Below are 25,404 nucleotides of genomic sequence, written 5' to 3' on the forward strand. Positions count from 1 at the left end.
GGAACGACAGTCCGACGCTGTACGTTTCCGGATCATGGCCCTGAAAATCGCGTCCCGCTTCCGCCGGCTGCTGCAGCGCCCCGGCTCGATCGATCTCGGCCCGTACGAGCGGCTCACCCAGCTGGTCGGCGAGGCGGAGGAATCGGTCCTGCCCCTGACCGACGAGGAGCTCACCGAGGCGGTCGCGGAGCTGCGCACCACCGGCGGGCTGCACGAGGACGAGCAGATCGAGTTCCTCGCGCTGGCGCGGGAGGCGGCCCAGCGGACGATCGGCGAGCGGGCGTTCGACGGCCAGGTCGTCGGCGCGCTGGCGATGCTGCAGGGCCGCGTGGTCGAGATGGCCACCGGTGAGGGCAAGACGCTGGCCGGTGCGTTCGCCGCCGCCGGGTACGCCGTTGGTGGCCGCAAGGTCCACGTGCTCGCGGTGAACGATTACCTCGCGCGCCGCGACGCCGAGTGGATGGGCCCGGTGTACGAACTGCTCGGCGTGACGGTGTCGCACATCGGCCAGGCGTCCACGCCGGAGGAGCGGCGTACGGCGTACGAGGCGGATGTCTGCTACGCGCCGGTGAGCGAGATCGGGTTCGACGTACTGCGCGACCGGCTCGTCACCGATGTCGCCGATCGGGTCACGGTCGAGCCGGACGTGGCGCTGGTGGACGAGGCGGACTCGGTGCTGATCGACGAGGCACGGGTGCCGCTGGTGCTGGCCGGTGCGACCCGGACCGAGGAACTGGACGAGGACGTGGTCCAGCTGGTCCGGACGCTGCGCGCGGGCGTGGACTACGAGATCGACGGCGACGGCCGGACGGTCGCGCTGACCGACAGGGGCACGGACAAGGTCGAGGAGACGCTCGGCGGGATCAACCTGTACGAGGACGACAACCTCGACCGGCTGACCCAGATCAACGTCGCGCTGCACGCCGAGGTGCTGCTGCGCAAGGACGTCGACTACCTGGTCCGCGACGGCAAGGTCAGCCTGATCAACAACAACCGCGGCCGGATCGCCAAGCTGCAGCGCTGGCCCGACGGTCTGCAGGCCGCCGTCGAGGCGAAGGAGGCCGTGCCGGTCAGCGACTCCGGTGAGGTGCTGGACAGCATCACCGTGCAGGCGCTGGTCAAGGGCTACAAGACTCTGTGCGGCATGACCGGTACGGCGGTCGTCGTCGGGGAGTCGCTGCAGGAGTTCTACGAGGTCGACGTCGCCGTCGTACCGCCGAACAAGCCGAACATCCGCAAGGACGACCCGGACCGCCTGTATCTGACCGCCAAGCAGAAGAACGTGGCCTTGGTTGAGCACATCGCCGAGGTGCACGAGACCGGGCGGCCGATCCTGATCGGCACGCACAGCGTGGAGGAGTCCGAGCAACTCAGCGACCGGCTCGAGGCGGCCGAGGTCCCGCACGTGGTACTGAACGCGAAGAACGACGCCGAGGAGGCGGCGATCATCGCCGAGGCCGGTGTGCCGGGGACGGTGACCGTGTCGACGCAGATGGCCGGTCGCGGTACGGACATCCGGCTGGGCGGCAAGGACGAGTCGCACGACAAGGACAAGGCCATCGAGCTCGGCGGCCTCTACGTGATCGGGACCGGTCTGCACGCCTCGCGCCGGCTGGACGACCAGCTGCGTGGGCGCGCCGGGCGGCAGGGCGACCCAGGTGGGACGCTGTTCTTCGCCAGCCTCGCCGACGAGCTCGTGACGCGGTACTCCGTCTCGTCCGGTCTGCGGCCGCATCCGGACGAGAGTGGCCGGCTGACGGACCGGAAGTCTGTCGGGATGCTCGAGGGTGCACAGCGGGTCGCCGACGGCGCGAATGCCGAGCTGCACCGGACGACGTGGCAGTACCACCGGCTGACCGGTCAGCAGCGGGCCATCCTGCTCGACACCCGGGAGAAGGTGCTGGTCGACGACCTCGCGGCCGAGGAACTGGCCGAGCGGGCCAAGGAGCGGTACGACGAACTGGTCGACGAGGTCGGCGAGGACGTGGTGAAGGACGCGGCCCGGAGGATCGTGCTGAGTCACCTCGACCGGCGCTGGACGGACCACCTGGCGTACCTGGCGGATCTCCGCGAGGGGATTCACCTGCGGTCGCTGGCCGGCGGCATCGTGCATCTGAAGCCGATCGACGAGTTCAACAAGTCGGCGATCGCGTCGTTCGACACGCTGATCGCGGACGCGTGGACAGACGCTGTCGAGACCTTCCAGGACGCCGAGATCACCGCGGACGGTCTGGACGAGGAGGCCAGTGGCATCCCGCGTCCGACCGCGACCTGGACCTACCTGGTCAACGACAACCCGTTCGGCACCGAGGCGGACCGGATCCTGGGTCGCCTCCGCAACGCGATCAAACCGGAGTCGGTGGCGGAGTCGGAGGAGATCCTCCCCGAGGAGTTCGACGAGGACGACCTCCCCGAGGAGCTCCGCGACGCGGACGACGAGGACGAGCTTCCTGAGGAGCTCCGTGACGCGGACGACGACGCGGACGAGCTGCCCGAAGAGCTGCGTGACGCGGACGAGGACGAAGAGAAGCCGGACCAGAAGGCGTAGACCTTCGACTTTGGTCTGATCGGCCGCAGCCGTCCGCCCGATGCCGGGCACCGGCCCGGCGGGCGAGTCTCGGGTCATGTCCCGCACCCGCGACCGCGTCCGGTTTCTTGTCTTCGACATAGCCACACCGCTCGCGCTCTACTACGGCCTCCGAGCCGCCGGCGCGAGCAACGTGTCCGCTCTGCTGGCCGGCACCGTGCCCGGCCTGATCAGTGCGGGGATCTCGATCGCGCGTCGCCGCCGTACCGATCTCCTGGGCGTGGCGGTGATCGTCAGCATGCTGGGGAGCGCGGTGGTGGCGGTCCTGGGTGGGGATGCCCGGCTCCTGCTCGTTCGCAACGCCTGGATCAGCCTCCCGTTCGCCGGGATCACGCTGTGGTCCCTCCGGCATCCGCAACCGCTCTGCTACACGTTCACCCGCGCGATCTTCTCTCGGCGGGCGGCCGTGATGGACCGGCTGTGGGACGAGGATCCACGGTTCCGGCGGGCCTGGCGGAGGATCACGGTGCTCTGGGGCATCACGTCCGTCCTCGACGCCGTGATCCGGGTCGTCGTCGCGTACACGCTGCCGATTCCCGTCGTACCTGCGATGGAGCCGGTGATCACGGTGGTCACGATCATCGCGCTGCAGATCCCCACCCAGGTGCTGCTCCGCCGCAGCGGCACCTGGCACCTGGTCTTGCCCCGCGTTCGGCGGCACGGCGAGCAGGCGCGCAGCTGTAGCGCCGGAGTGATGGATGCCCGCGCTGTCGGTGCCGGCGGATAGGCTCGGGACGTGAGTGATGGGTTGTTCGACCTTCCGGGAGCGCCGGCGCCGGCCAGGGGCGGCGGGAGTCTGGCGGACGTGGACCATACGGCGGCTCCGTTGGCCGTCCGGATGCGCCCGCGCAGTCTTGACGAGCTGGTCGGGCAGCAGCACCTGCTCGCACCCGGGTCGCCGTTGCGGCGGCTGGTGGAGGGTGACCAGCCGATGTCGCTGCTGCTCTGGGGCCCGCCGGGGACGGGGAAGACGACGATCGCGGCGGTCGTGTCGCATCAGACCAACCGGAAGTTCGTGGAGTTGTCGGCTGTCACGGCCGGGGTGAAGGACGTCAGGCAGGTGATCGACGGCGCCCGCCGGGATCTGTCCCGCGGGACCGGGACGGTCGAGACCGTGTTGTTCATCGACGAGGTGCATCGGTTCACGAAGGCTCAGCAGGACGCGCTCCTTCCCGGCGTGGAGAACCGCTGGGTGACGCTCGTCGCGGCGACCACCGAGAACCCGTTCTTTTCGGTCATCTCGCCGCTGCTCTCGCGGAGTCTCCTGCTCACCCTGGAATCTCTGACCGACGACGACATCTCGACGCTCCTCGACCGGGCGTTGACCGACGAGCGCGGATTGAACGGAGAATTCGAGCTCGCCGAGGACTCGCGGGCGCATCTGCTGCGGATGGCCGGGGGCGATGCGCGGCGCGCGCTGACCTATCTGGAGGCCGCCGCCGGGGGAGCACGGGCGAAAGGCGCCAAGGTCATCGACTTGAAGACATTGGAGACCGCGGTCGACCGGGCCGCGGTGCGGTATGACCGGGCCGGAGATCAGCACTACGACGTCACGTCGGCGATGATCAAGTCGATCCGGGGCTCGGACGTGGACGCGGCGATGCACTACCTGGCGCGGATGATCGAGGCCGGCGAGGATCCACGGTTCATCGCCCGCCGGCTGGTGATCTCCGCCAGCGAGGACATCGGCATGGGGGATCCGACCGCGCTCGGTGTCGCGGTGGCCGCGGCCGAGGCAGTCCAGTTGATCGGCATGCCCGAGGCGCGGATCAACCTCGCCCAGGCCGTCGTCGCGCTGGCCCTGGCGCCGAAGTCCAACGCCGTGATCATGGCCGTGGACGCCGCCATCGCGGACGTGAAGGCCGGCAAGGTCGGCCCGGTCCCACCCCACCTGCGCGACGCCCATTACGCCGGAGCCAAGAAGATCGGCCACGGCTCGTCGTACCAGTACTCCCACGACGACCCGCGCGGCATCGTCCCGCAGCAGTACGCCCCCGACGTCGTCGACCGCACCGACTACTACAAGCCCACCCGCCGCGGCGGCGAAGCGGCGTATGCCGACCGCGTCGCCAACATCCGCAAGATCCTCAGGGACCGCGAGTGAGCCGGACCAGCGACCACGTCGACACGATGGAGCTGGCCTGGGCACCGGATGGCACCGTTCAGGCACTCGCGGTGAGCTTCGATTGAAGCGTTCGAGTAGGTAGGCTGCCTCTCGGCCTGGGGGTGAAGGGTTAGCACGTGTTGCAGTTCCACCTCGGACGACATATCCGCAGTTCCGGTCCGCGACACAGCCGCCGGCGGCTACCGGCCCTGAAGTTGGGCGCACTCGCCGCGGTCGTGGTCGCACTGGCCGGCATATTGTTCTTCGTTCCGTTCGGGTCACATGACTCGGCAACTATCCAGGCACCACCGAGCACGACCTTGTTCAGCCCGCAGGTCGAGCGGACCTCGGGTACGATGCGGTCGGGCAAGCGGCCGGGTCTCCCGGTAGGGAAGCCGTTGCTGCCGGTCACCACCCCCTGGTTCCCGTCGACGCGGCCGACGCCGACCCCCAGCGCGCCGGCCCCACCGTGGTCAGGCCCGCTCTCGGGGCCGAGCCGGTCCAGCACTCCGGTCCGGCCGACCACCCTGGCGAAAACCACCCCGTCGAAACCCACCTCGACGACTCCGGCCCCAACGAAACCGGCCACATCGACGCCCAGCCCAACGACGCCCAGCCCAACGAGGCCCAGCCCTACGGCGCCGAGCTCAACGACACCCAGTCCGACGACACCGAGCCCAACGTCGCCGAGTCCGACGACACCTAGCTCGACGACACCTAGCTCGACCACCCCCACAGCGGTGGTGTACAAGGACTGCGCCGAGGTCCGGGCAGCCGGCAAGGCGCCCCTGCACCGCGGTGATCCGGGCTACTCGGTAGCGCTCGACCACAACGGCGACGGTGTCGCCTGCGAGAACGGCAGCTCCTGACCGTCGCCGCGGGGTGACGTGCTGTCGCGGTTTGGTGAGCGACTGTGATGTGAGGGATGGTGTCCTGGAGCGGAGTGCGGTAGTGGCGCGCGATAAGGTCGGGCGGTCCACGAGGTCGCAACGGAAGGTGGATCGTTTCCATGAGCGTCGGTGAAGTCGCGGGGTTGATAGCCGCCTGCGCGCTGCTCATCCTGGTGGGCCTGCTGGCCTATCCGATCCTGAAGCTGGGCAAGGTCTTCGACGAGACCCGGATCTTGGTGAAAGGCGTCTCCGACGAGACCATCCCGCTGCTCGGCGAGGTGACCACCACCGTGACCACCACGAACGCTCAGCTGGCCAAGGTGGACACCATCACCGACAACGCGACCACGGTGACCACCAACGCGGCCGCGCTGATGTCGCTGTTCTCGGCCACCGCCGGCGGTCCGCTGGTGAAGGCGGCCGCCTTCAGCTACGGCGTCCGTCGCGCGCTCGGTGACCAGCAGCGCAAGGACGTCAGCCGACGGGTGAAGGAAGAGATGAAGGCCGAGCGGAAGGCGCAGAAACGGTGAAGCGGATCTTCTGGCTGATCATCGGGATCGTCGTCGGCGTGTACGCCGTCACCCGGCTGAAGAAGCGTGTTCAGGTGCTCACCCCGGAGAGCATGCAGGAGTCCGCGGCCAAGCTCGCCGCCGCGGTCCGGCACTTCGGCGACCAGGTCCGTGAGGGCATGGACGAGCGGGAGACCGAACTGCGCGACTCCCTCGGCATCGACACCAACAGCGTCATGCCTCCGGCCCCACCCACAAACCACCCGGACACGCGTGAGGACTACCGGTAACACCCATGGAAACCAGTGAGATCAGGCGGCGGTTCCTGCAGTACTTCGAGGACCGGGGCCACACCGTGGTGCCGAGCGCGCCGCTCCCGTCGCCGGACCCGAACCTGCTGTTCAACGTCGCCGGCATGGCCCAGTTCGTGCCCTACTTCGTCGGCCAGCAGACGCCGCCGTACGCGCGGGCGACCAGCGTGCAGAAGTGTGTCCGGACCCTCGACATCGACGAGGTCGGCAAGACCACCCGGCACGGCACGTTCTTCCAGATGAACGGCAACTTCTCCTTCGGCGACTACTTCAAGGAGAAGGCGATCGAGTACGCCTGGGACCTGGTCACCCGGTCCCAGCGCGACGGCGGCTACGGCTTCGACGAGTCGATGCTCTACGCGTCGGTGTACTACGACGACGACGAGGCGATCGAGCTGTGGAAGCGGATCGCCGGCCTGCCCGACGACCGGATCGTCCGGCTCGGCATGAAGGACAACTTCTGGTCGATGGGCATCCCCGGACCGTGCGGCCCGTGCTCGGAGATCCTGATCGACCGCGGCCCGGAGTTCGGCGCCGACCGGGACTGGGAGGCGGGCGACCGCTACCTCGAGTTCTGGAACCTGGTCTTCATGCAGAACATCCGCGGTGAGGGTGGCGGCAAGGACGGCTACGAGATCCTCGGCGAGCTGCCGAAGAAGAACATCGACACCGGACTCGGCCTCGAGCGCGTCGCGTACCTGCTGCAGGGCGTCGACAACATGTACGAGATCGACGAGATCTACCCGGTGATCGAGCGCGCGTCGGACCTGAGCGGCCGCAAGTACGGCGTCGAGCACGTGGACGACGTGCGGTTCCGGGTGGTCGCCGACCACGTCCGCAGCGCACTGATGCTGATCGGCGACGGCGTCACCCCGGGCAACGAGCAGGGCGGCTACGTGCTGCGGCGGCTGCTCCGCCGCGCGATCCGGTCGATGCGCCTGCTCGGCTACGAGGACCCGAGCCTGGTCGAGCTGCTGCCGGTCAGCCTGGAGCAGATGAAGAAGTCGTACCCCGAGCTGGAGGCCGACTTCGGTCGGATCAGCCAGGTCGCGTACGCCGAGGAGGAGGCGTTCCGCCGGACTCTGACGGCCGGGACGAGCATCTTCGACGTCGCCGTCCGCGAGACCAAGTCCGGCGGTGCCCACCAGCTCGAGGGCGCGAAGGCGTTCCAGCTGCACGACACGTACGGCTTCCCGATCGACCTGACCATCGAGATGGCCGCCGAGCAGGGGCTGCAGGTCGACACCGAGGGCTTCAAGGCCCTGATGAAGGAGCAGCGCGAGCGGGCCAAGGCGGACGCCCGGGCGAAGAAGGCCGGTCACGCGGACACCTCGGGATACCGGGAGCTGCGCGAGAAGGGCGTCACCGAGTTCACCGGCTACCAGGAGCTCGCGACCGACTCGCAGGTCCGTGGCCTGCTGAAGGAAGGCGTGGTCGCGCCGGCCGCCGAGCAGGGTGAGACCGTCGAGGTCGTGCTGGAGAAGACCCCGTTCTACGCCGAGTCCGGTGGCCAGATCGCCGACGAGGGCCTGATCGTTGCCGACGGCGTCAAGCTGAAGGTGCTCGACGTCCAGCGCCCGGTCAAGGGCCTGATCGTGCACAAGGTCGAGGTGCTCGAGGGTGTCGTCCAGCCGGGCCAGGACGTGCACGCCGAGGTCAACCACGAGTGGCGGGTCTCGGCCTGTCAGGCGCACTCCGGCACGCACGTCGTCCACGCCGCGCTGCGCCAGGTGCTCGGCCCGAACGCGCTGCAGAGCGGTTCCTACAACAAGCCCGGCTATCTGCGGCTCGACTTCGCCTGGTCGTCGGCGCTGGATCAGGCGACCCGGTCCGAGATCGAAGAGGTCGCGAACCTCGCCGTCCGGAAGGACCTGCCGGTGTCGGCGCAGTACATGACGTTGCCGGAGGCCCGGGACTGGGGTGCGCTGGCGCTGTTCGGCGAGACGTACGACGAGCAGGTCCGCGTGGTCGAGATCGGTGGCCCGTGGTCCCGCGAGCTCTGCGGTGGCACGCACGTCAAGCACTCGTCGCAGGTCGGCGCGCTGACCGTCACCGGCGAGTCGTCGGTCGGAGCGGGCGTCCGCCGGATCGAGGCGTTCGTCGGCCTGGAGGCGCTGCACTACCTCGGCCGCGAGCGGGCGCTGGTCCGGCTGCTCAGCGAGAACCTGAAGACCCGGCCGGAGGAGCTGCCCGCGAAGGTCGCCGACCTGAGTGAGCGGCTGCGCGCCGCCGAGAAGGAGCTCGAGCGGATGCGGGCCTCGCAGGTCCTCGCGGCCGCGGCCGAGCTGGCGAGCAACCCGCGAGACGTCTTCGGCGTCCAGTACGTCGGTCACCGCGCCCCCGACGGCGTGAACGGCGGGGACCTGCGCAAGCTGGCCCTCGACGTGCGCGGCCGGATGCCGAGCGACAAGCCGGCCGTGGTCGCTGTACTCAGCGTGAACGACGGCAAGCCCGGTGTGGTGGTCGCGCTCAACGACACCGCGCGCGAGTGGCGGCTGAAGGCCGGCGACCTGGTCCGGGTCGCGGCCGAGAAGCTGGGCGGTCGCGGCGGCGGCAAGGACGACGTGGCCCAGGGTGGTGGCACCGATCCCGGTGGCTCCGACGAGGCACTGGCTGCGGTGGAACACACCGTCGGCCAACTCGTCACTGGCTGATGAGAACGGGCGTGCGCCTCGCGCTGGATATCGGGGACGCCCGGATCGGCGTCGCCAGCAGCGATCCGCACGGAATCCTGGCCACGCCGGTGGAGACAGTCCGCCGAGGGCCCGGCGATCTGGATAGGATCGCTGCACTCGTCGCCGAACTGGAGGCGTTCGAGATCGTGGTCGGGCTGCCCCGCTCCCTGTCCGGGGGCGAGGGGCCGGCCGCGGTGAAGATCCGGGAGACGGCGGAGCTGGTGCGGACAAAGGTGCAGGAGGGCAAGGCGGACACGACGGTGCGGCTGGTGGACGAGCGGTTCACCACGGTCACCGCCGAGCGCATGCTGCGGGAACGGGGAAAGAAGGGTTCCAAGCGGCGCGCGGTGGTCGACCAGGCCGCCGCGGTCGTGATTCTGCAACACGCGCTCGACCTCGAGCGTGAGACCGGCAACCCACCCGGGAGGCCTCTGTGAACGGACCGTCGTTGGACGAAGACCTGAGCGAGAGCGACGACCTCGGCTCCGGGCTCGGGTTGCGCCCGGAGACCCGGGTCGAGCGCCGGGCGAACCGGCGCAAGGCTCGCGGCCGGCGCGCGTTCGGCTGCTTCGCCGGCCTGATCTCGCTGCTGGTGGTCGGCGCCCTCATCGCGGGCGCAGTGATCGGGTTCGGCAAGGGCAGGGACGCGATCGAGCAGATGTTCGCCGCGCCGGACTACTCCGGCACCGGCACCAAGGAAACGGTGGTCGTCGAGGTCGCCAAGGGTCAGGCCGCCGCCTCGATCGCGGACACCCTGGAGAAGAAGGGCGTCGTGAAGAGCGCCCGCGCGTTCGAGAAGGTGGCCAAGGCCGACTCGCGGTCGCTCCAGATCCAGGCCGGCACCTACACGCTGCACAAGGAGATGTCGGCCAAGGCCGCGCTCGACCTGATGCTGGACACCGCCAAGTCGATCCTGGTCACCCGGATCAGTTTCCGGTCCGGCCTGACCAAGGCCGAGGTCAGCGAGACCTTGCAGAAGTCGAAGCTGAAGCTGCCGCCCGGCGCCGCAGCGGGCGCGCTCGGGAAGCCCGCTTCGCTCGGGTTGCCGGCGTACGCGCACAACAACGCCGAGGGCTTCCTGTACCCGGGGACGTACGACGTGCCGAAGGGTGCGACGGCGTACACGATGCTGAAGCTGATGACGGCGCAGTACGCGAAGAACGCGAACGAGCTGAACCTGGTGAAGACCGCGCAGGGCAAGAAGCTGGATCCGTACCAGGCGGTGATCGTGGCCAGCATCATCGGCGCCGAGACGAACCGCCCGCAGGACTACGCCAAGGTCGCCCGGGTGATCTACAACCGGCTGCGGATCGGGATGAAGCTCCAGATGGACTCGACCATCCACTACGTGGTCGGCAAGGACGGCGGCGTGTTCACGACGCCCGAGCAGCGCGAGATGGACTCGCAGTACAACACCTACAAGAACAAGGGCCTCCCGCCGACGCCGATCAACTCGCCGACCAAGGAGACCCTGCGGGCGGCGATCAACCCGGCGCAGGGGCCGTGGCTCTACTTCACGCTGATCAACCTCGACACCGGTGAGACGGCGTTCGCCAGTACGCCGGAAGAGCACATGCAGAACGTGAAGAAGCTGCAGACCTGGTGCGCCGTCCACAAGGGCCGCTGCTGATGGTTCGCTGTGCCGTGCTCGGGTCGCCGATTGCGCACTCGTTGTCACCGGCGATGCACCGGGCCGCGTATGCCGCGCTCGGGCTGGACTGGCGGTACGACGCGTTCGAGGTCGAGGAGGACGAGCTCCGCGGGTTCGTGGCGACCCTCGGCGAGGACGTCCGCGGGTTGTCGCTGACCATGCCGTTGAAGCGAGTGGCGCTCGACCTGGTCGACACCGTCGATCCGGTCGCGGAGCTGATCGGCGCGGCGAACACGATGCTGTTCGAGCCGGACGGATCACGGTCCGCGCACAACACCGACGTACCCGGGCTGGTGAACGCGTTCGCCGAACACGGCATCACCGCGGCCGACACGGCCGTCGTGCTGGGTGGCGGCGCGACCGCCGCGTCCACGCTGGCGGCGTTGCGCGCGATGAAGGTCACCGAGGTGACTGTCGTCGTCCGGGATGTCGCAAAGGCCGAGCGGCTGCGGGACCTTGCGGCCGAGCTCGGGCTGCGGACCTCGGTCGCGGACTTCACCCAGGTCGAGCAGATCGGTGGGTTCGATCTGTGCGTTTCGACGCTGCCCGGCGGTGCCGTCGACCCCTGGGCCGAGCACTTCGCAGGCGTCGCGCCGGTGGTGTTCGACGTCGCCTACCACCCCTGGCCGACCCGGCTCGCGATCGCGGCCCACCGGATCGGTACCGAGCTGTTGAACGGTCTTGACCTGCTCGTGCATCAAGCTACGCTCCAAGTGGGGATGATGACCGGAAAGTCGCCCGCACCTCTGGCGGCCATGAGGTCAGCCGCTCGTGAGGAGCTCGGGGATCGTGAGTCAGCTTGACCGCCGTACTCTGCTGAAAGCCGGCACTGCCGTCGCCGTTGTCTCGTTGGCCGGTTGCTCGGACACGAACGATCCGGACGCGACGGTCGATCCGACGACGAGCAGCGCGAGTGCGTCCAGCACGCCGACGACGTCCGCGCCGTCCGCGACCCGAACGACGCCACCGTCGACGCCATCGTCGACGCCGACGGAGTCCATGACCCCATCCGCTCCGGCCGAGACCCCACCCAGTGTTTCCGCGGCAGTGCCGAACTGGAACAGCTTCGCCCGCTCGCTGAAGGGCCGGCTCTACCTGCCCGCGTCCTCCGGCTACGCGGCCTCACACCAGCTGTTCAACCCCCGCTGGGACTCGGTCCAGCCCGCCGCCGTGGTGAAGGCCGCGACCGCCGCCGATGTGCAGCGAGCGATTGAGTTCGCCCGCGCGAACAAGCTGGTGCTGGTGCCGAAGAGCGGCGGTCACTCGTACGTCGGCGCATCCACCATCAGCAAGGGCATGATGGTCGACGTCGGCGCGCTCGACTCGATGAGCTACTCGAACGGCGTCCTGACCGTCGGCGCAGGCGCCCGCCTGTACGACGTCCACGTGTTCCTCAACAAATACGGGCGTTCGCTGCCGACGGGCACCTGCCCGACCGTCGGTGTCGCCGGACTCGCGCTGGGTGGCGGCGAGGGCATCCACACCCGCGCCTTCGGACTGACCTGCGACCGGATCGTCTCGATGGGCGTGTACACCGCGGACGGCGCATCGCACAATGTCAGTGCGTCCGCGGACTCGGACCTCTTCTGGGCGCTGCGGGGGAGCGGCGGCGGGAACCTGGGCGTCGTCACCTCGTTCCGGTTCGCGACGATTCCGGCGGCGAACATCGGGTTCTTCCGCCTGACGTGGACCGAGGCGCAGGCGCCGGCTGTCGTCCGTGGCTGGCAGCGGTTCGCGCAGTCCGCGCCGATCACCTCGTGGGGCAACCTGCACATCGATGCCAACAGCAACGGAACGCTGTCGGTCCACGTGCTCGGCATCTCCACCACCGGCAACGCGTCGGCGGCGGCCGCCCAACTGCAGTCGTTCGTCGGGGTCAGGGCCGCCAGCAGTTCGATCACCGTCAAGACGTCGATGGAGGCGGTCGTGTACCTCGGCGGCGGCACGACCAGCCCGCGGACCGGGTTCCTGGCCGGTTCCGACGTACTCAAAGGCCCGATGGATGCGGCCACGATCACCGCGATGATCGGCGCCGTGAAGGCGGCGGCGCGAGCCAAGACACCGGCGTCGGCGATCATCGACCCGCTCGGCGGGCAGGCGGCCAAGCAGCCGACCGGCGGCTCGTCCTGGCCGTGGCGGACGGCGCTCGGCGTGATCCAGTGGTACGCCGGCACAGTCGCGCACCCGACCACCGCGCAGCTGAAACCCGCGCAGACCTTCATCACCAACGGGCACCGCGCGGTCGCGAAGTACTCGGCCGGCGGATATGTGAACTACCTCGAGGCCGGTCGCTCGGTCAGCACCTACTACGGCACGAGCCTGGCCCGGCTGCAGACGGTCAAGAAGAAGTACGACCCGGCGAACTTCTTCCACACGAGTTACACCCTTAGCTAGATAGTCTCCCGCCGTGAAACTTTGGCGGGTCGTCGCAGGAGTGCTGGTTGCCGGATTCGTCGCGGCTGGTGTGACGCCCGCCTGGGCGTGCGCGTGCGGCGGCTACCTACCGGATGCTCAATCGCACGCTCGTGCGTTCGGCGAGAACGCGCTGGTCCAGCACGACGCGGGGACCGAGAAGATCACGCTGTCGATGGCGATCAACGGCTCGTCGAAGAAGGCGGCCTGGATCATGCCGGTGCCCGCGGCGGCCAAGGTCGAGCTCGGTGACGACGACGTGTTCTACCGACTGAACCGGATGACGCGGCCGAAGACGGTGATCCGCAAGACCTACTGGCCGTTCCGGGACCTCGGGATCATGGGCAGTGGCGACCCCCTGGCCGCTGCGGCGCCGGGTGCCGGGGTCAGCGTGCGGCAGCAGATGGTGCTCGGGCCGTTCCAGGTCGCCCGGCTCGGCGGCTCGAGCGGATCCGCGGTGACGGACTGGCTCCGCACGAATGGGTACGTCGTACCGGCCACGCTGGCCGCCAACCTCACGCCGTACCTGACGGAGAAGTGGGAGATCGTCGCCGTGAAGCTCGCGCCACGGCAGGCCGGCGAGAGCCTGAGTGGGGCGACGCCGCCGTTGCGGCTGACGTTCGCGTCGGACCGGATCGTGTACCCGATGCGGTTGAGCAAGGGCGCGTCCACCGCGCAGACGGTAACCGTGTACGTCGCGGCCGCGCATCGCGTCGACGCCACCAAGCTGCCGGACGCGGACGTGAAGCCGGACCTGCTGTTCGCAGGCCGGGTCGAGGACGACGCACTGGCGAAGCCGGCCGACTATCTGACCGCGTTCACGGTCACCTATCGCGATCCGGGCCGGATCACCGACGACTTCACCTTCGCGCCGGCGGCGACCGACGACGGGTTCCAGCGGGTCGAGTACGTCACCGAGAACGACGGTCTGTGGAGCACGATCGGCGTGCTCCTCGGCGGCCTGCTGCTGCTCGGTGCCGGTGCGGCGGTGATCGCCAGGGTGCTCGTCCGGCGTTCATCCACAGGACGGGCGTAGCCGCGGGCCGAAATCGTCTAGGCTCCTGGATCGTGCCGGCAGACAACGCGTTGCTCGCCGCCGGGATCGGCGTGGTCTTCTGCGGCGTCTCGGCGTACGTGCTCGCGCCCGTGCTACTGCGGAGCATCCCCGAGCCGGTGCTGGAGGACGGCGAGACGAAGGTCCCGTACGCCGCGCTGGCCGGTCGGCGGGCGGCGTACTGGTGTGGCGGCCTGGCCGCGGTGTCCGGGGGACTGCTGGGGCTCATGCTCGGAATGTCGGCCGTCCTGCCGGCGTGGTTGTTGCTGGCGGTCGCCGGAGCGGTGCTCGGGTACATCGACGCGCGGACCCGGTTTCTGCCGTCGGTGATCATCTGGCCGACGTACGCCGTGGTCGGGCTCGCGCTGCTCGGTGCCGCGGTGGTGTCGGGGGATTGGGGCTCGCTGCGGCGGGCGGTGCTTGCGGGGGCGATCGGGTTCGCGGTGTTCTACGTACTCTGGTTCGCGTTTCCGCGCGGGGTCGGGTTCGGCGACGTCCGGCTGTCCGGGCTCCTCGGGCTCGCGCTCGGCTGGCTCGGCTGGGGTGAGTTCGCCAGCGGCCTGTACGGCGGATTCTTCCTCGGCGCGATCGTCGGGATCGTGCTGATCGTGGGCAAGGTGATGACCCGCAAACAGATCGTCCCCTTCGGCCCGTTCATGCTGGTCGGCGCCTTGGCCGGCGTGTTTCTGGGCGCACCGCTCGAGCGGTTGTACGTCGGATAGCCGGTGTAGTCACCAGCCCGGGTAGCGGTTGATCCAGGTGGTGTGTGGTCCGTAGTCGCCGTGCAGCCGCTTGGAGGCCTCGGTGAACTCCAAAGCGAAGTCGTCGGCCAGCTGGAGGATGACAGGGCGGCCCTCGACGGTGAAGACGAGCTCCGGCGGCAGAGCCGTCTCACCGTGGAGGGCGCCGAGGATGTTTCCGCAGATGGCGCCGGTGGAGTCGCTGTCGCCGGAGTGCGTCACCGCCAGTGCGAGGGCGTCCAGGAACTCCTCGGGCGCGGGGTAGGCGAGGGCAGCGTAGACAGCGATCGCCAGCGCCTCTTCCGCGACCCAGCCACCACCCAGTCGCTCGACTGTCACCGGTCCTCGCCCGGACCCGTTGGCTGCCAGGTGGCGCGCGAAGGAGAGCGTCGTACTGGTCTCCTCGTGGTTCGGGTGCTGCACGAGCAGGGCGGTGGCGGTGTCGAGGGCCGCATCGAGGGTGGCGCCGCCGCAGATCTCGTGGACGATCGCGGCCAAGGTGCCGGCGGCGAGCTTGCCGGTCGGGTGGCCGTGCGTGTAGCCCGCGGCGGTAGCGGCCGAGTCGAAGACCCAGTCGGTGGGGAACATGGCCGGCAGCAGTCCGAACGGCGCTACCCGCATCACACCGCCACAGCCCTTGGAGTCGTTGACGGCCTCCGCGCCGAACTGCGGGATCCGGGGCTCGCCCTTGCGTGCTTCCGTCAGCGCGTCGAGGCACGTCGTACCCGGTGCTCGCCGGGCGTACAGCCACTGCTCGGCCTGCAGCCAGCCGTCCCGCTCGCCAGTCGGCCCGGGCTGGGTCTGTGTGTCCAGCCAGCGGTCGTACGCGTGCTGCACCACCGCCACCGTGAATCCGAGGCCGCGATCGGTCCGGACGCCGGCCCGGATCAGCCCTTCGACGGTGAACAGCGTCATCTGGGTGTCGTCGGTGATCGTCCCCGGCGGCCACCCGGCCGGTCCGGAGACGAAGGTCCGGAGTCGATCCGGGTGCTCGGCCAGGATCGACCGGCCGTCCTGGAACTCGACGGGCCCACCCAGCGCGTCCCCGATCGCCCCGCCCAGCAGACTCCCGCGAACCCGCGCCCGCCACGTCTCTTCCGCCACCCGATTCATGCCAGAACCCTAGCGACGGTGATGCCGGCCGTGGTCCTCACCCTCCGCGACGGCCTGGCGCTGAGTTGATGAATTCTGTCCAGTCTGTCTAGACTGTTTCATGAGGTGATCGGTGATGACGGTGACGGCTGGACAGTGGCAGCTGCAAGAGGCGAAACAGCATTTCAGTGAGTTGATCCGCGCCGTTCAGACGGATGGTCCGCAGTTCGTGACGAGGCACGGACAGCAGGTCGCCGTGGTTCTGGACATCGTGGACTACCGGCGGATGACGGGAGTGGAACTGGTGGACTTCAAGGATTTCCTGGCCTCGGCTCCGGATCTGAGCATGCTCGAGATCGAGCGCTCGACCGCTCCGGTGCGGCAGGTCGAGTTCGAGTGAGCTTTCTGCTCGACACCAACGTGGTGTCGGAGTTCCGGAAGAAGTCTCCGGATGCCGGCGCCTCGGACTGGCTCGGGTCGGTCCGGTCGAGTCAGCTGTACCTGAGCGTTCTGGTCGTCGGAGAGATCAAGCAGGGCGTCGAGCGGCTCGCGGCGCGGGACCCGGACCAGGCGGCCGTGATCGAGGACTGGAGGCAGCGCCTCGTCCGTGGGTATGCGGACCGCATCGTCCCAGTGTCGCTGGAAGTCGCCGAAACCTGGGGCCGCCTGAACGCGACGGCCCCGTTGCCGCTGGTAGACGGGCTGATGGCCGCGACCGCGCTCGTCCACGACTGGACGTTCGTCACCCGGAACCACTCCGACGTCGAGCGGACCGGCGTACGACTCCTCAACCCGTTCTGGAACTGAGACCGCCGTCTGCGGGCTGGGACGGGCGTGAAAGAATCGCGGCATGCTGCGCTGGCTTACTGCCGGCGAGTCGCACGGACAAGCGCTCGTCGCCGTACTTGAAGGTCTTCCCGCCGGGGTTGAGGTCACCACTGATGACGTGGCCGATGCCCTGGCTCGTCGTCGGCTGGGGTACGGCCGCGGGGCTCGGATGAAGTTCGAGCGGGACGAGGTGACGTTCCTCGGCGGGTTCCGGCACGGACTCACGCTCGGGAGCCCGGTGGCGATCCAGGTCGGGAACACCGAGTGGCCGAAGTGGGAGCAGGTGATGAGTGCGGACCCGGTCGACCCGGCGACACTGGCGGACCTGGCCCGCAACGCGCCGCTGACCCGCCCGCGGCCCGGACACGCCGACCTGGCCGGCATGCAGAAGTACGGCTTCGACGAGGCCCGCCCGGTGCTGGAGCGCGCCAGCGCCCGCGAGACCGCGGCCCGGGTCGCCCTCGGTGAGGTCGCGGCCCGGTTCCTCCGGCAGGCGTACGGCGTGACGATCGTCAGCCACGTCGTCGAGCTCGGCACCGTCAAGGCGCCGTACGGCGTGATCCCGGCGTACGCCGATGTCGAGAAGCTGGACGCGGATCCGGTGCGCTGCCTGGACACCGACGCGAGCAAGGCGATGGTCGCCGAGATCGACGCCGCCCAGAAGGCCGGCGACACGCTCGGCGGCGTGGTCGAGGTGGTCGTGGACGGACTCCCGCCAGGCCTCGGCAGCTACGTGCACTGGGACCGCCGGCTCGACTCCAAGCTGGCCGGTGCGCTGATGGGCATCCAGGCGATCAAGGGCGTCGAGCTCGGCGACGGGTTCGAGCTCGCCCGTACGCCGGGGTCGCAGGCACACGACGAGATCGTCGCCGAGGACGGCACCATCCGCCGGGCCAGCGGCCGCTCGGGTGGCACCGAGGGCGGTATGAGCACCGGCGAGACGCTCCGGGTCCGGGCCGCGATGAAGCCGATCGCGACCGTCCCGCGCGCGCTCCGCACGATCGACACCGCGACCGGCGAGGCGGCGTCCGCGCATCACCAGCGCTCCGACGTCTGCGCCGTACCGGCCGCGGGCATCGTGGCCGAGGCGATGGTCGCGCTGGTGCTGGCCGACGTCGCGCTGGAGAAGTTCGGCGGCGACTCGGTGGCCGAGTCCGCGCGCAACCACAAGGCGTACCTGGCGAGCCTGCCGACCACCATCACGCCGCGGGAGTGGGCCGAGCAGTGAGTCCTCTCGTCGTTCTCGTCGGGCCGCCCGGATCGGGCAAGTCGACCGTCGCCGCACTGCTGTCCGAGCGGCTGCACGCCCGGCACCGCGACACCGACACCGATGTCGAAACCGCCGCGGGCAAGCCGATCTCGGACATCTTCGTCGACTCGGGTGAAGCGCGCTTCCGCGCGCTGGAGCGAGCTGCGATCGTGGCCGCGCTCGCCGATTCCGGCGAAGTGTTGTCGCTGGGAGGTGGTGCGATCCTCGACCCGGACACTCGTGCGGACCTGGCCGGCCAGACCGTGGTCTTCCTCGACGTCAGCCTCGGCGAGGCGGCGAAGCGCGTCGGTCTCGGCGTCGCGCGGCCGTTGCTGCTGGGCAACGTCCGGACCCAGCTGCGCAACCTGATGGAAGCCCGCCGCCCGCTGTACGCCGAGGTCGCCAAGCTGACGGTGGTCACCGACGAGAAGACACCAGAGCAGATCACCGACGAGATCCTCGGTGAGCTCGGAGCCCGCGGATGAGTGGCGAACCCACCCGGATCAGGGTCGCCGCGGCCGCGCCGTACGACGTTGTCATCGGCAACAACCTGCTCGGTGAACTGCCGGGCCTGCTGGGCGACGGCGTGCAGCGGGTCGCCGTCGTCCACCCGCGCGCGCTGCGGACCAGCGGCGATGCGATCCGCGACGACCTGACCGCCTCCGGGTACACCGCGCACGCGATCGAGATCCCGGACGCCGAGGACGCGAAGACCGCCGAGGTGCTGGCCTACTGCTGGTCGGTGCTCGGGCAGGCCGGCTTCACCCGCTCCGACGCGATCGTGAGCATCGGCGGCGGGACGACGACCGACCTGGCCGGCTTCGTCGCCGCGACCTGGCTGCGCGGGGTGAAGGTCGTGCACATCCCGACGACGCTGCTCGGGATGGTCGACGCCGCCGTCGGCGGGAAGACCGGGATCAACACCGCCGAGGGCAAGAACCTGGTCGGCGCGTTCTGGGAGCCGGCCGGCGTGCTGTGCGACCTCGCCGCGCTGGAGACGCTGCCTCGCAACGACTATGTCAGCGGTCTCGCCGAAGTGGTGAAGTGCGGGTTCATCGCGGACCCGGTGATCCTCGACCTGGTCGAGAAGGATCCGGCCGGCGCGACAAGTCCGTCGTACGACGCGACCGAGGAACTGATCGCCCGGTCCATTCAGGTGAAGGCCGACACGGTCGGCGCGGATCTGCGTGAGCGGACCACCACCGCCGGGGGACGGATCGGCCGCGAGGCGCTGAACTACGGGCACACGCTCGGCCACGCGATCGAGCGGGTCGAGCGGTACAAGTGGCGACACGGTGCCGCGATCAGCATCGGCATGATCTTCGTCGCCGAGCTGGCCCGCGCGGCCGGCCGGCTCGACGACGCGACCGCCGACCGCCATCGCGCCGTACTCGAATCCCTCGGCCTCCCGGTCAGCTACCGGGCCGACGCCTGGCCGCAACTGCAGGACGCGATGAAGCTCGACAAGAAGACCCGGGCCGACCGGCTCCGCTTCGTCATCCTCGACGCCCTGGCCAAGCCGACGATCCTCGAGGCTCCGGACCCGAGCCTGCTGGTCGCGGCGTACGCCGAGATCAGCTGAACCCGTGACCGGAAACGGTCACGTGCTGGACCAGGCCTTGTACATCGGTGCTGACCCCTCGAGGATATTTGGAAAGGGCTTTCCGACCTGAAGGGGCTGCATGTCTGACAGCAAGCACCGGATCGCAATCGTCGGCACCGGCGGCATCGCCAACTCCCACGCCAAGGCGATCACGTCGCTGCCCGAGCGCGCCGAGCTCGTCGCCGCGGTCGACGTCGACCTCGACCGGGCGAAGGAGTTCGCGACCAAGTGGGACGTCCCCGCGGTGTACCCGAGCCTGACCGAGCTCCTCGCGGCCGGCGGCGTCGACCTCGTCCACCTGTGTACGCCGCCCAGCTCCCACGTACCGTTGGCCGCCGAGTGCCTGGCGGCGGATGTCGACGTCCTGGTGGAGAAGCCGCCGACGCTGTCGCTCGACGAGCTCGACGCGTTGCTCGAGGCGGAGAGCGCGTCGTCCGCTCAGGTCGCCTGCATCTTCCAGCATCGGTTCGGGTCCGGGACGGTGCGGTTGCGCGAGCTCGTGGCCGACGGCGTTCTCGGCCGGCCATTGGTTGCCTTGTGCAACACCACCTGGTATCGCGACGACGCGTACTTCGCGGTGCCGTGGCGGGGGACCTTCGAGGTCGAGGGCGGCGGCCCGACGATGGGGCACGGGATCCATCAGTACGACCTGCTGCTGTCGATCCTCGGCCCGTGGGAGAAGGTGACCGCGCTCGCGGCCCGGCAGGCGCGGCCGACGCAGACCGAGGACGTGTCGATGGCAATGGTCACCTTCGAGAACGGAGCCGTCGCCTCGGTCGTCAACTCCCTCGTGTCACCGCGGCAGACGTCGCAGCTCCGCTTCGACTACGAGAACGCGACGGTCGAGCTGGAACATCTCTACGGCTACAAGAACCCCGATTGGACGATCACCGCGGCTCCTGGCCAGGAGTCGGTGACCGATGCGTGGTGTACCGATCTCCCCGACGTTGCGAGCGGGCACGCTGCCCAACTGGCCGCGGTTCTCGATGCCCTGACTACGGGTGCGCCGGCGCCGGTCACCCTCGCCGAAGCTCGCAACACGGTCGAGTTGGCTGCTGCCATCTACGCGTCCGCCTTCACCGACAAGCCGGTCCGTCGCGGTGAGCTGACCCGAGGGACGAGCTACGCCGAGCGCATGGGCGGCCCGGGCGCGCCCTGGTAAGTCAGTTCGCTCGGCAGGTCGCGGGTGTGCAGGACGTCAAGCCGGGAGACGGCTCGGGTCAGCACAACGTAGAGGCGGTTCAGGCCGCGGGGCTCGGCGCTGACGATCTCGGCCGGTTCAACGGCGATCACGTGGTCGTACTCGAGGCCCTTGGCCAGACTTGTCGGTACGACGGCCACCCGGCCGTCGCCGTCCGGTGGGACGGATTCGATTCCGGCCGCCTTGAGCGCATCGACCAGGGTCGCCCTGTGGTGGTCCGCGGTGATCACGCCGATCGAGCCGTCGTACTCGAGTGCTGCTTGGACTGCGGTCACGCAGGCCGACGGGAGATCGTCGACCCGCGTGATCGTCAGTTGCCCGTCGGAGCGGAACGAGGTGGTCGGCGGCACTGAGACGCCGAGCGGCTTCAGCAGCCGGTTGGCGATCTCCACCACGGCTGCCGGCACGCGGTAGCCGGTGGTGAGCGCGACCACCTCGGCCGACGGCTTCCCGAGGTGCGTCAGCTGCGTCTCCCAGTCACCGGCCGCCCAGGACGTCGTACCTTGAGCCAGGTCGCCGAGCACGGTGATCGAGCCGTGCTCGCTGCGACGGGCGATCGCGCGGCACTGCATGGGGGAGAGGTCCTGCGCTTCGTCGACGATCACGTGGCCGTAGGTCTGCCCGCGTTCGAGGAGGGCGCTCACCTCGTCGAGCATGACAGCGTCCGCCGCGGTCCAGCGTGCGCTCTTCGCCTTCCGCGGCCGAGGCCAGGTGATGGCCTTCTGCTCTTCCGTGGTGAGGATGCTGTCCGCGGCGGCCGCCAGCTGATCGGGGTGGCTGAGGAGCTCGGCCAGGATCTCGTCGGCCTTGACGTTCGGCCACACGGCTTCGACCGCCGGCTTCGCGGCTCGTGCCATCGCCCGGAGCCAGACGGCGTTGCAGTTCTGACCGCGCGCCTCCGCCTGACGCTGCAGTGCGGCGACGATCCGAGCGGTCACTCGCTCGCGACCGATCAGGTACGCCGTGGCATCCGCTCGCGCCTCGACCACCATCTCGTCGAACTCGTGCTGATTGACCCGCCACTTGTACGACGCGTCAGTCACGACCACTGCCTGGTCCGGCCGCCCGATCCGCCCGTACACCGCGTTCCGCAGTACGTCGGCCATCCGCGGATCGTGCTTGATCGCGGCCACCTCCGGCTCGTCGATGCTCCGGATCGTGCCGCCCAGCAACTCCTCGACGGTTGTCTGCTCGACGTCCACCTCGCCGAGCGTCGGCAGCACGGCCGAGATGTAGTGCAGGAAGGCACGGTTGGGGCCGAGCACGAGTACGCCGTTCCGCCGCAGCCGCGACCGGTGTGCGTAGAGGAGGTAGGCGGCCCGGTGCAGTCCGACCGCTGTCTTCCCCGTGCCGGGTGCGCCTTGGATGCAGACGGACACCTCCAACTCGGTCCGCACCAGCGCGTCCTGCTCCGGCTGAATCGTGGCCACGATGTCGCGCATCGGACCGACCCGGGCTCGCTCGATCTCCCGCCGTACGAGATCGCTCGAACCGGACGGCGCGCCCGACGTGAGGTGCTCGTCCTCGAAGCTGGTCAGCGTGTTGCCCGACCAGCCGAAGCGGCGACGGGTCTCAACCCCTTGCGGCTCGACGGCGGAGGCTTGGTAGAAGGCGGTCGACACCGGGGCTCGCCAGTCGATCACCATCGGCGGGCGCCCGATCGCATCCGAGATGTGCCGCCGGCCGAGGTAGTACGTCTGGCGACGGTGCTCGCTGGCGCCGGGCTGCGCCCCGTACCGGATCAGCCCGAAGAACGGCGGGTTGTCGCCTTCCTCGCCCAGGTCGCGGGCGAGGGTCTTGAGGTAGTAGCCGAGTCGCTCAGCCGTGTACCGATCGCCCCAGGTGTCCTCGCCGACGACCACGTTCTCCCGCGCGCCCGCCACCATCCGCCGCAACGCCTCCAAGCACAGCTCGGCGTACTCGCGCTCCCCGCCCAGTTCCCGCATCACACTCCCGAAAAGTTAACCCGGTCAATCTTCTGACTAGGTTAACATGACGTCGTGACCGGACTCCGCGCCCGCAAGAAGCAGCAGACCCACGACGCCCTCTCCGAGGCGGCGATCACGCTCTTCCTCGAGCGCGGTTTCGACGAGGTCTCGGTCACCGACATCGCCGCGGCCGCGAATGTCTCCAAACCCACCCTGTTCAAGTACTTCCCGACCAAGCAGGATCTCGTCCTGCACCGCATCGCCGACCACCAGCACGAAGCCGCCAGAGTGGTCGATGCCTCCGCGGCACCCCCGATCGAGGCCCTCCGCGACCACTTCCTCGCCGGCCTGGACCGCCGCGACCCGGTCACCGGCCTCAACGACCACGCAGCCGTGCTCGCCTACAACAACCTCGTCTTCACCACTCCGGCGCTGGAGACCCACCTCGCGCAGTTCGTCGCCGGCGACCAGCAGGCCCTGGCGGTTGCCCTGGGCAATGACCTCCGCGCCGAGATCACCGCGGCCTGCCTGATCTCGGTCCACCAGGTGCTCAGCCGCCGCAACTGGCAAGCCATGAGCTCCGGGACGGCGGCCTCCGTCTACTACCCGACGGCTCGCGCCGAGGCGGTCACCGCCTACAACTCCCTGGCCGCTGGGCTCTAGGCTGGGTCGGGTGACTGATGTGCGTAGGCGAGTACTGGTGCTGAACGGGCCCAACTTGGGACGGCTGGGGTCTCGGGAGCCGGAGAAGTACGGGTCGACGACGTTCGCCGAGTTGGTGGGGGAGTGCGAGAAGGCGGGTGCCGAGCTCGGGCTGGAGGTCGAGGTGCGGCAGACCGATGACGAGGCTGAGCTGGTCGGCTGGTTGCACGAGGCGGCCGACGGGCGGATCCCGGTGGTGCTGAACCCGGCCGCGTTCACCCACTACTCGTACGCACTCCGCGACGCCATCGCCCAGCGGACCGCTCCGCTGATCGAGATCCACCTCACCAACCCCGCCGCCCGCGAGGAGTTCCGGCACACCAGTGTCGTCGCGGGTGTGGCCACCGGCACCATCGCCGGCTTCGGCCTCGACTCCTACCGGCTCGCGCTTCGCGCCCTCACCACCCTCCCGGAGTAACCAAACTGCCCTTTCGGGCATCTAGGGGGTGTGGGCACACGTCGCGGACCCGTGGCCAAGAGACCGGGGGCAAGACGCCGGTGAGATGTGGATGGTTCACTCTAGGCGTGGGGTCCTGCTACCGGCCGTCACCGGTCTGAAGGCTGGCTGAAGGTTCGGCGGCACGATCGAATCGACGATTTGGGGGTTCGTGTGACCACGGGTTCGATCCGTTCCGTTCATCAACGCTCTGGGGGAGTGACAAGCATGATCACGCAACAAGGCATACCTGTCTGGGTGAAAGCGCTGGACCCGCTGTCGCAGTTCGGGCTGGTGCACGCGCTCAAGCAGCGGTCGGAGATCGCCCTGATCAGCGACGCCGACCTGGCGGCGCGGCAGCAGAGCCAGCCGGCCGACCAGCGCACCGCCCCGCCAGTGGTCGCGTTGGTCGCCGTCGACTCGCTGGACAGCGAAGCCGTCCAGGTCCTTCGGGCGGCAACGCAACGGGGGTGTGGCCGGACCGTGCTGATCGGCAGCACGATCGACGACGAGGCGCTGATGACCGCGGTCGAGCTGGGAGTGTCCGGCGTGCTCCGGCGTACCGAGGCGACGGCCGACCGCATCGTGCACCTTCTGCAGGCCGCCGCGGCGGGAGACGGCAGCCTGCCTCCGGATCTGCTGGGCAGGTTGCTCGGTCAGGTGTCGCGGATGCAGCGGCATGTGCTGGCACCGCGTGGGCTGTCCCACGCCGGGCTGTCCGACCGCGAGACGCAGGTGCTGCGGCTGGTGGCCGACGGCAAGGACACCCAGGAGATCGCCCGCGAGCTGTCCTACTCGGAGCGGACGGTGAAGAACGTCCTCCACGACGTGACCAGCCGCCTGCAACTGAAGAACCGCTCGCATGCCGTCGCCTACGCCCTCCGCGAAGGCCTCATCTGACCCAGCGCCACCCTGCCGGCCCTCGCTTCCCGCGAGGGCCGGCTTCTGTACTCCTGGAGGACTTCGGCGACCAGGCTGTCGATGGACAGCCGGCGGGCCGACTCAGCTGGCGGCGAGTGCAGCCGGCCGTGCAACGCGGTTGTTCTAGTGCGGCTTTGAGAGGTTGCCCCCAGAGATGGTGGGTTGCACAGCCAGATTGTCAGGCGGCAACCCACCAACTGAGGCGGCAACCCACCAACTGAGGTGGCAACCCACCACCTCAGGCGGCAACCCACCACCTCAGGGGGCGACAACCCGCGCCGTGCTGTCGCGGTGATCGTGAGGTGGGGAGGATTTTGCGCCCGGATCGGGCCGGATCGGGCCGGAATCCTCCCCGCCTGTTGCGGCGCAGTGTGGTGACCTGGGAGGTGGGCCAGTGCTGTCGTCGTGGCTGTTGGCGGCGCCACCAACCTCCGGCCGGGTTCAGCTAGTAGCGTGTCGCTACTTAGTTCTGGGGGTCTGGTTGGGAGGTTTGGGATCGGCAGATCTTCCT

The 25,404-nt window shown here is 69.3% G+C and carries 25 protein-coding genes; 23 read left to right on the top strand and 2 right to left on the bottom strand.

Annotated features, from left to right (window positions below; genetic code table 11):
- Positions 1-34: 34 nt before the first annotated feature.
- From secA2 to ACXC9Q_RS08240, 14 genes are all read left to right on the top strand, one after another.
- Positions 35-2,548 (top strand): accessory Sec system translocase SecA2, encoded by a 2,514-nt coding sequence (gene secA2, locus ACXC9Q_RS08175; RefSeq protein ID WP_457055870.1) that lies wholly within the window; start codon positions 35-37, stop codon positions 2,546-2,548.
- Between the two features lie 76 nt (positions 2,549-2,624).
- Positions 2,625-3,314: a VC0807 family protein gene (locus ACXC9Q_RS08180; protein ID WP_457055871.1), complete on the top strand. Its 690-nt coding sequence runs from the start codon at positions 2,625-2,627 to the stop codon at positions 3,312-3,314.
- 9 nt (positions 3,315-3,323) lie between these two features.
- Entirely contained in the window at positions 3,324-4,691 is a 1,368-nt protein-coding gene (locus ACXC9Q_RS08185; RefSeq protein ID WP_405067418.1) for a replication-associated recombination protein A, read from the top strand.
- A gap of 469 nt (positions 4,692-5,160) precedes the next feature.
- Entirely contained in the window at positions 5,161-5,397 is a 237-nt protein-coding gene (locus ACXC9Q_RS08190) for a hypothetical protein (RefSeq protein ID WP_457055872.1), read from the top strand.
- A gap of 34 nt (positions 5,398-5,431) precedes the next feature.
- Entirely contained in the window at positions 5,432-5,560 is a 129-nt protein-coding gene (locus ACXC9Q_RS08195) for an excalibur calcium-binding domain-containing protein (RefSeq protein WP_457055873.1), read from the top strand.
- Between the two features lie 140 nt (positions 5,561-5,700).
- Complete coding sequence (locus ACXC9Q_RS08200) at positions 5,701-6,111, top strand: DUF948 domain-containing protein (RefSeq protein ID WP_457055874.1); 411 nt, start codon at positions 5,701-5,703, stop codon at positions 6,109-6,111.
- Positions 6,108-6,380 (top strand): DUF6167 family protein, encoded by a 273-nt coding sequence (locus ACXC9Q_RS08205; protein WP_457055875.1) that lies wholly within the window; start codon positions 6,108-6,110, stop codon positions 6,378-6,380. The genes ACXC9Q_RS08200 and ACXC9Q_RS08205 overlap by 4 nt, the downstream gene beginning before the upstream one ends.
- Positions 6,381-6,385: 5 nt before the next feature.
- Positions 6,386-9,055, top strand: coding sequence for an alanine--tRNA ligase (gene alaS, locus ACXC9Q_RS08210; RefSeq protein ID WP_457055876.1), 2,670 nt, complete (start codon positions 6,386-6,388; stop codon positions 9,053-9,055).
- Positions 9,055-9,513, top strand: a complete 459-nt coding sequence (ruvX, locus tag ACXC9Q_RS08215) for a Holliday junction resolvase RuvX (protein WP_457055877.1) — start codon at positions 9,055-9,057, stop codon at positions 9,511-9,513. Before alaS ends, ruvX begins: the two co-directional genes overlap by 1 nt.
- Positions 9,510-10,706 (top strand): endolytic transglycosylase MltG, encoded by a 1,197-nt coding sequence (gene mltG, locus ACXC9Q_RS08220; protein ID WP_457055878.1) that lies wholly within the window; start codon positions 9,510-9,512, stop codon positions 10,704-10,706. Before ruvX ends, mltG begins: the two co-directional genes overlap by 4 nt.
- Positions 10,706-11,530, top strand: coding sequence for a shikimate dehydrogenase (locus ACXC9Q_RS08225; RefSeq protein ID WP_457055879.1), 825 nt, complete (start codon positions 10,706-10,708; stop codon positions 11,528-11,530). The genes mltG and ACXC9Q_RS08225 overlap by 1 nt, the downstream gene beginning before the upstream one ends.
- On the top strand, positions 11,517-13,121 hold the full coding sequence (locus ACXC9Q_RS08230) for an FAD-binding protein (protein ID WP_457055880.1): 1,605 nt from the start codon (positions 11,517-11,519) through the stop codon (positions 13,119-13,121). Before ACXC9Q_RS08225 ends, ACXC9Q_RS08230 begins: the two co-directional genes overlap by 14 nt.
- Positions 13,122-13,134: 13 nt before the next feature.
- Entirely contained in the window at positions 13,135-14,175 is a 1,041-nt protein-coding gene (locus ACXC9Q_RS08235; protein ID WP_457055881.1) for a DUF2330 domain-containing protein, read from the top strand.
- A gap of 32 nt (positions 14,176-14,207) precedes the next feature.
- Positions 14,208-14,915: a prepilin peptidase gene (locus tag ACXC9Q_RS08240; RefSeq protein ID WP_457055882.1), complete on the top strand. Its 708-nt coding sequence runs from the start codon at positions 14,208-14,210 to the stop codon at positions 14,913-14,915.
- Between the two features lie 9 nt (positions 14,916-14,924).
- Here ACXC9Q_RS08240 and ACXC9Q_RS08245 read toward each other — a convergent pair whose 3' ends face one another.
- Complete coding sequence (locus ACXC9Q_RS08245) at positions 14,925-16,046, bottom strand: ADP-ribosylglycohydrolase family protein (RefSeq protein ID WP_457055883.1); 1,122 nt, start codon at positions 16,044-16,046, stop codon at positions 14,925-14,927.
- A gap of 115 nt (positions 16,047-16,161) precedes the next feature.
- On the opposite strand from ACXC9Q_RS08245, the gene ACXC9Q_RS08250 reads away from it, so the two are divergent.
- The 6 genes from ACXC9Q_RS08250 (at position 16,162) to ACXC9Q_RS08275 (ending at position 20,867) form a co-directional block, all read left to right on the top strand.
- The gene (locus tag ACXC9Q_RS08250; protein ID WP_457055884.1) at positions 16,162-16,425 is read left to right on the top strand and encodes a type II toxin-antitoxin system Phd/YefM family antitoxin; all 264 of its coding nucleotides are present in this window, start codon (positions 16,162-16,164) and stop codon (positions 16,423-16,425) included.
- Positions 16,422-16,832, top strand: a complete 411-nt coding sequence (locus ACXC9Q_RS08255; protein WP_457055885.1) for a PIN domain-containing protein — start codon at positions 16,422-16,424, stop codon at positions 16,830-16,832. Before ACXC9Q_RS08250 ends, ACXC9Q_RS08255 begins: the two co-directional genes overlap by 4 nt.
- A gap of 43 nt (positions 16,833-16,875) precedes the next feature.
- Entirely contained in the window at positions 16,876-18,081 is a 1,206-nt protein-coding gene (gene aroC / locus ACXC9Q_RS08260) for a chorismate synthase (protein ID WP_457055886.1), read from the top strand.
- Positions 18,078-18,587 carry a shikimate kinase gene (locus ACXC9Q_RS08265; RefSeq protein WP_457055887.1) on the top strand — a complete coding sequence of 170 codons (510 nt, stop codon included), beginning with the start codon at positions 18,078-18,080 and terminating at the stop codon, positions 18,585-18,587. The genes aroC and ACXC9Q_RS08265 overlap by 4 nt, the downstream gene beginning before the upstream one ends.
- On the top strand, positions 18,584-19,684 hold the full coding sequence (gene aroB, locus ACXC9Q_RS08270; RefSeq protein WP_457055888.1) for a 3-dehydroquinate synthase: 1,101 nt from the start codon (positions 18,584-18,586) through the stop codon (positions 19,682-19,684). The genes ACXC9Q_RS08265 and aroB overlap by 4 nt, the downstream gene beginning before the upstream one ends.
- A 100-nt stretch (positions 19,685-19,784) precedes the next feature.
- Positions 19,785-20,867, top strand: coding sequence for a Gfo/Idh/MocA family protein (locus ACXC9Q_RS08275; protein WP_457055889.1), 1,083 nt, complete (start codon positions 19,785-19,787; stop codon positions 20,865-20,867).
- Here the strand turns inward: ACXC9Q_RS08275 and ACXC9Q_RS08280 are convergent.
- Positions 20,828-22,852 carry a HelD family protein gene (locus ACXC9Q_RS08280; RefSeq protein ID WP_457055890.1) on the bottom strand — a complete coding sequence of 675 codons (2,025 nt, stop codon included), beginning with the start codon at positions 22,850-22,852 and terminating at the stop codon, positions 20,828-20,830. The genes ACXC9Q_RS08275 and ACXC9Q_RS08280 overlap by 40 nt on opposite strands.
- Before the next feature lie 54 nt (positions 22,853-22,906).
- On the opposite strand from ACXC9Q_RS08280, the gene ACXC9Q_RS08285 reads away from it, so the two are divergent.
- The 3 genes from ACXC9Q_RS08285 to ACXC9Q_RS08295 all read left to right on the top strand — a co-directional run bounded on the left by ACXC9Q_RS08285 (position 22,907) and on the right by ACXC9Q_RS08295 (position 24,872).
- Positions 22,907-23,497, top strand: coding sequence for a TetR/AcrR family transcriptional regulator (locus ACXC9Q_RS08285; protein ID WP_457055891.1), 591 nt, complete (start codon positions 22,907-22,909; stop codon positions 23,495-23,497).
- 19 nt (positions 23,498-23,516) lie between these two features.
- A complete protein-coding gene (gene aroQ / locus ACXC9Q_RS08290) occupies positions 23,517-23,954 on the top strand; it encodes a type II 3-dehydroquinate dehydratase (protein ID WP_457055896.1) in 438 nt (145 codons plus the stop codon).
- Positions 23,955-24,200: 246 nt separating this feature from the next.
- The gene (locus tag ACXC9Q_RS08295; RefSeq protein ID WP_457055892.1) at positions 24,201-24,872 is read left to right on the top strand and encodes a LuxR C-terminal-related transcriptional regulator; all 672 of its coding nucleotides are present in this window, start codon (positions 24,201-24,203) and stop codon (positions 24,870-24,872) included.
- The last annotated feature ends 532 nt before the right edge of the window (positions 24,873-25,404 follow it).

The sequence above is a fragment of the Kribbella sp. CWNU-51 genome, from assembly GCF_054073265.1.

Coding starts and splice junctions, on each gene's coding strand:
- secA2 (WP_457055870.1), top strand. CDS start 35: ATGGCCCTGAAAATCGCGTCCCGCTTCCGCCGGCTGCTGCAGCGCCCC.
- ACXC9Q_RS08180 (WP_457055871.1), top strand. CDS start 2,625: ATGTCCCGCACCCGCGACCGCGTCCGGTTTCTTGTCTTCGACATAGCC.
- ACXC9Q_RS08200 (WP_457055874.1), top strand. CDS start 5,701: ATGAGCGTCGGTGAAGTCGCGGGGTTGATAGCCGCCTGCGCGCTGCTC.
- alaS (WP_457055876.1), top strand. CDS start 6,386: ATGGAAACCAGTGAGATCAGGCGGCGGTTCCTGCAGTACTTCGAGGAC.
- ruvX (WP_457055877.1), top strand. CDS start 9,055: ATGAGAACGGGCGTGCGCCTCGCGCTGGATATCGGGGACGCCCGGATC.
- ACXC9Q_RS08225 (WP_457055879.1), top strand. CDS start 10,706: ATGGTTCGCTGTGCCGTGCTCGGGTCGCCGATTGCGCACTCGTTGTCA.
- ACXC9Q_RS08245 (WP_457055883.1), bottom strand. CDS start 16,046: ATGAATCGGGTGGCGGAAGAGACGTGGCGGGCGCGGGTTCGCGGGAGT.
- ACXC9Q_RS08250 (WP_457055884.1), top strand. CDS start 16,162: ATGACGGTGACGGCTGGACAGTGGCAGCTGCAAGAGGCGAAACAGCAT.
- aroC (WP_457055886.1), top strand. CDS start 16,876: ATGCTGCGCTGGCTTACTGCCGGCGAGTCGCACGGACAAGCGCTCGTC.
- aroB (WP_457055888.1), top strand. CDS start 18,584: ATGAGTGGCGAACCCACCCGGATCAGGGTCGCCGCGGCCGCGCCGTAC.
- ACXC9Q_RS08275 (WP_457055889.1), top strand. CDS start 19,785: ATGTCTGACAGCAAGCACCGGATCGCAATCGTCGGCACCGGCGGCATC.
- ACXC9Q_RS08280 (WP_457055890.1), bottom strand. CDS start 22,852: ATGCGGGAACTGGGCGGGGAGCGCGAGTACGCCGAGCTGTGCTTGGAG.
- ACXC9Q_RS08295 (WP_457055892.1), top strand. CDS start 24,201: ATGATCACGCAACAAGGCATACCTGTCTGGGTGAAAGCGCTGGACCCG.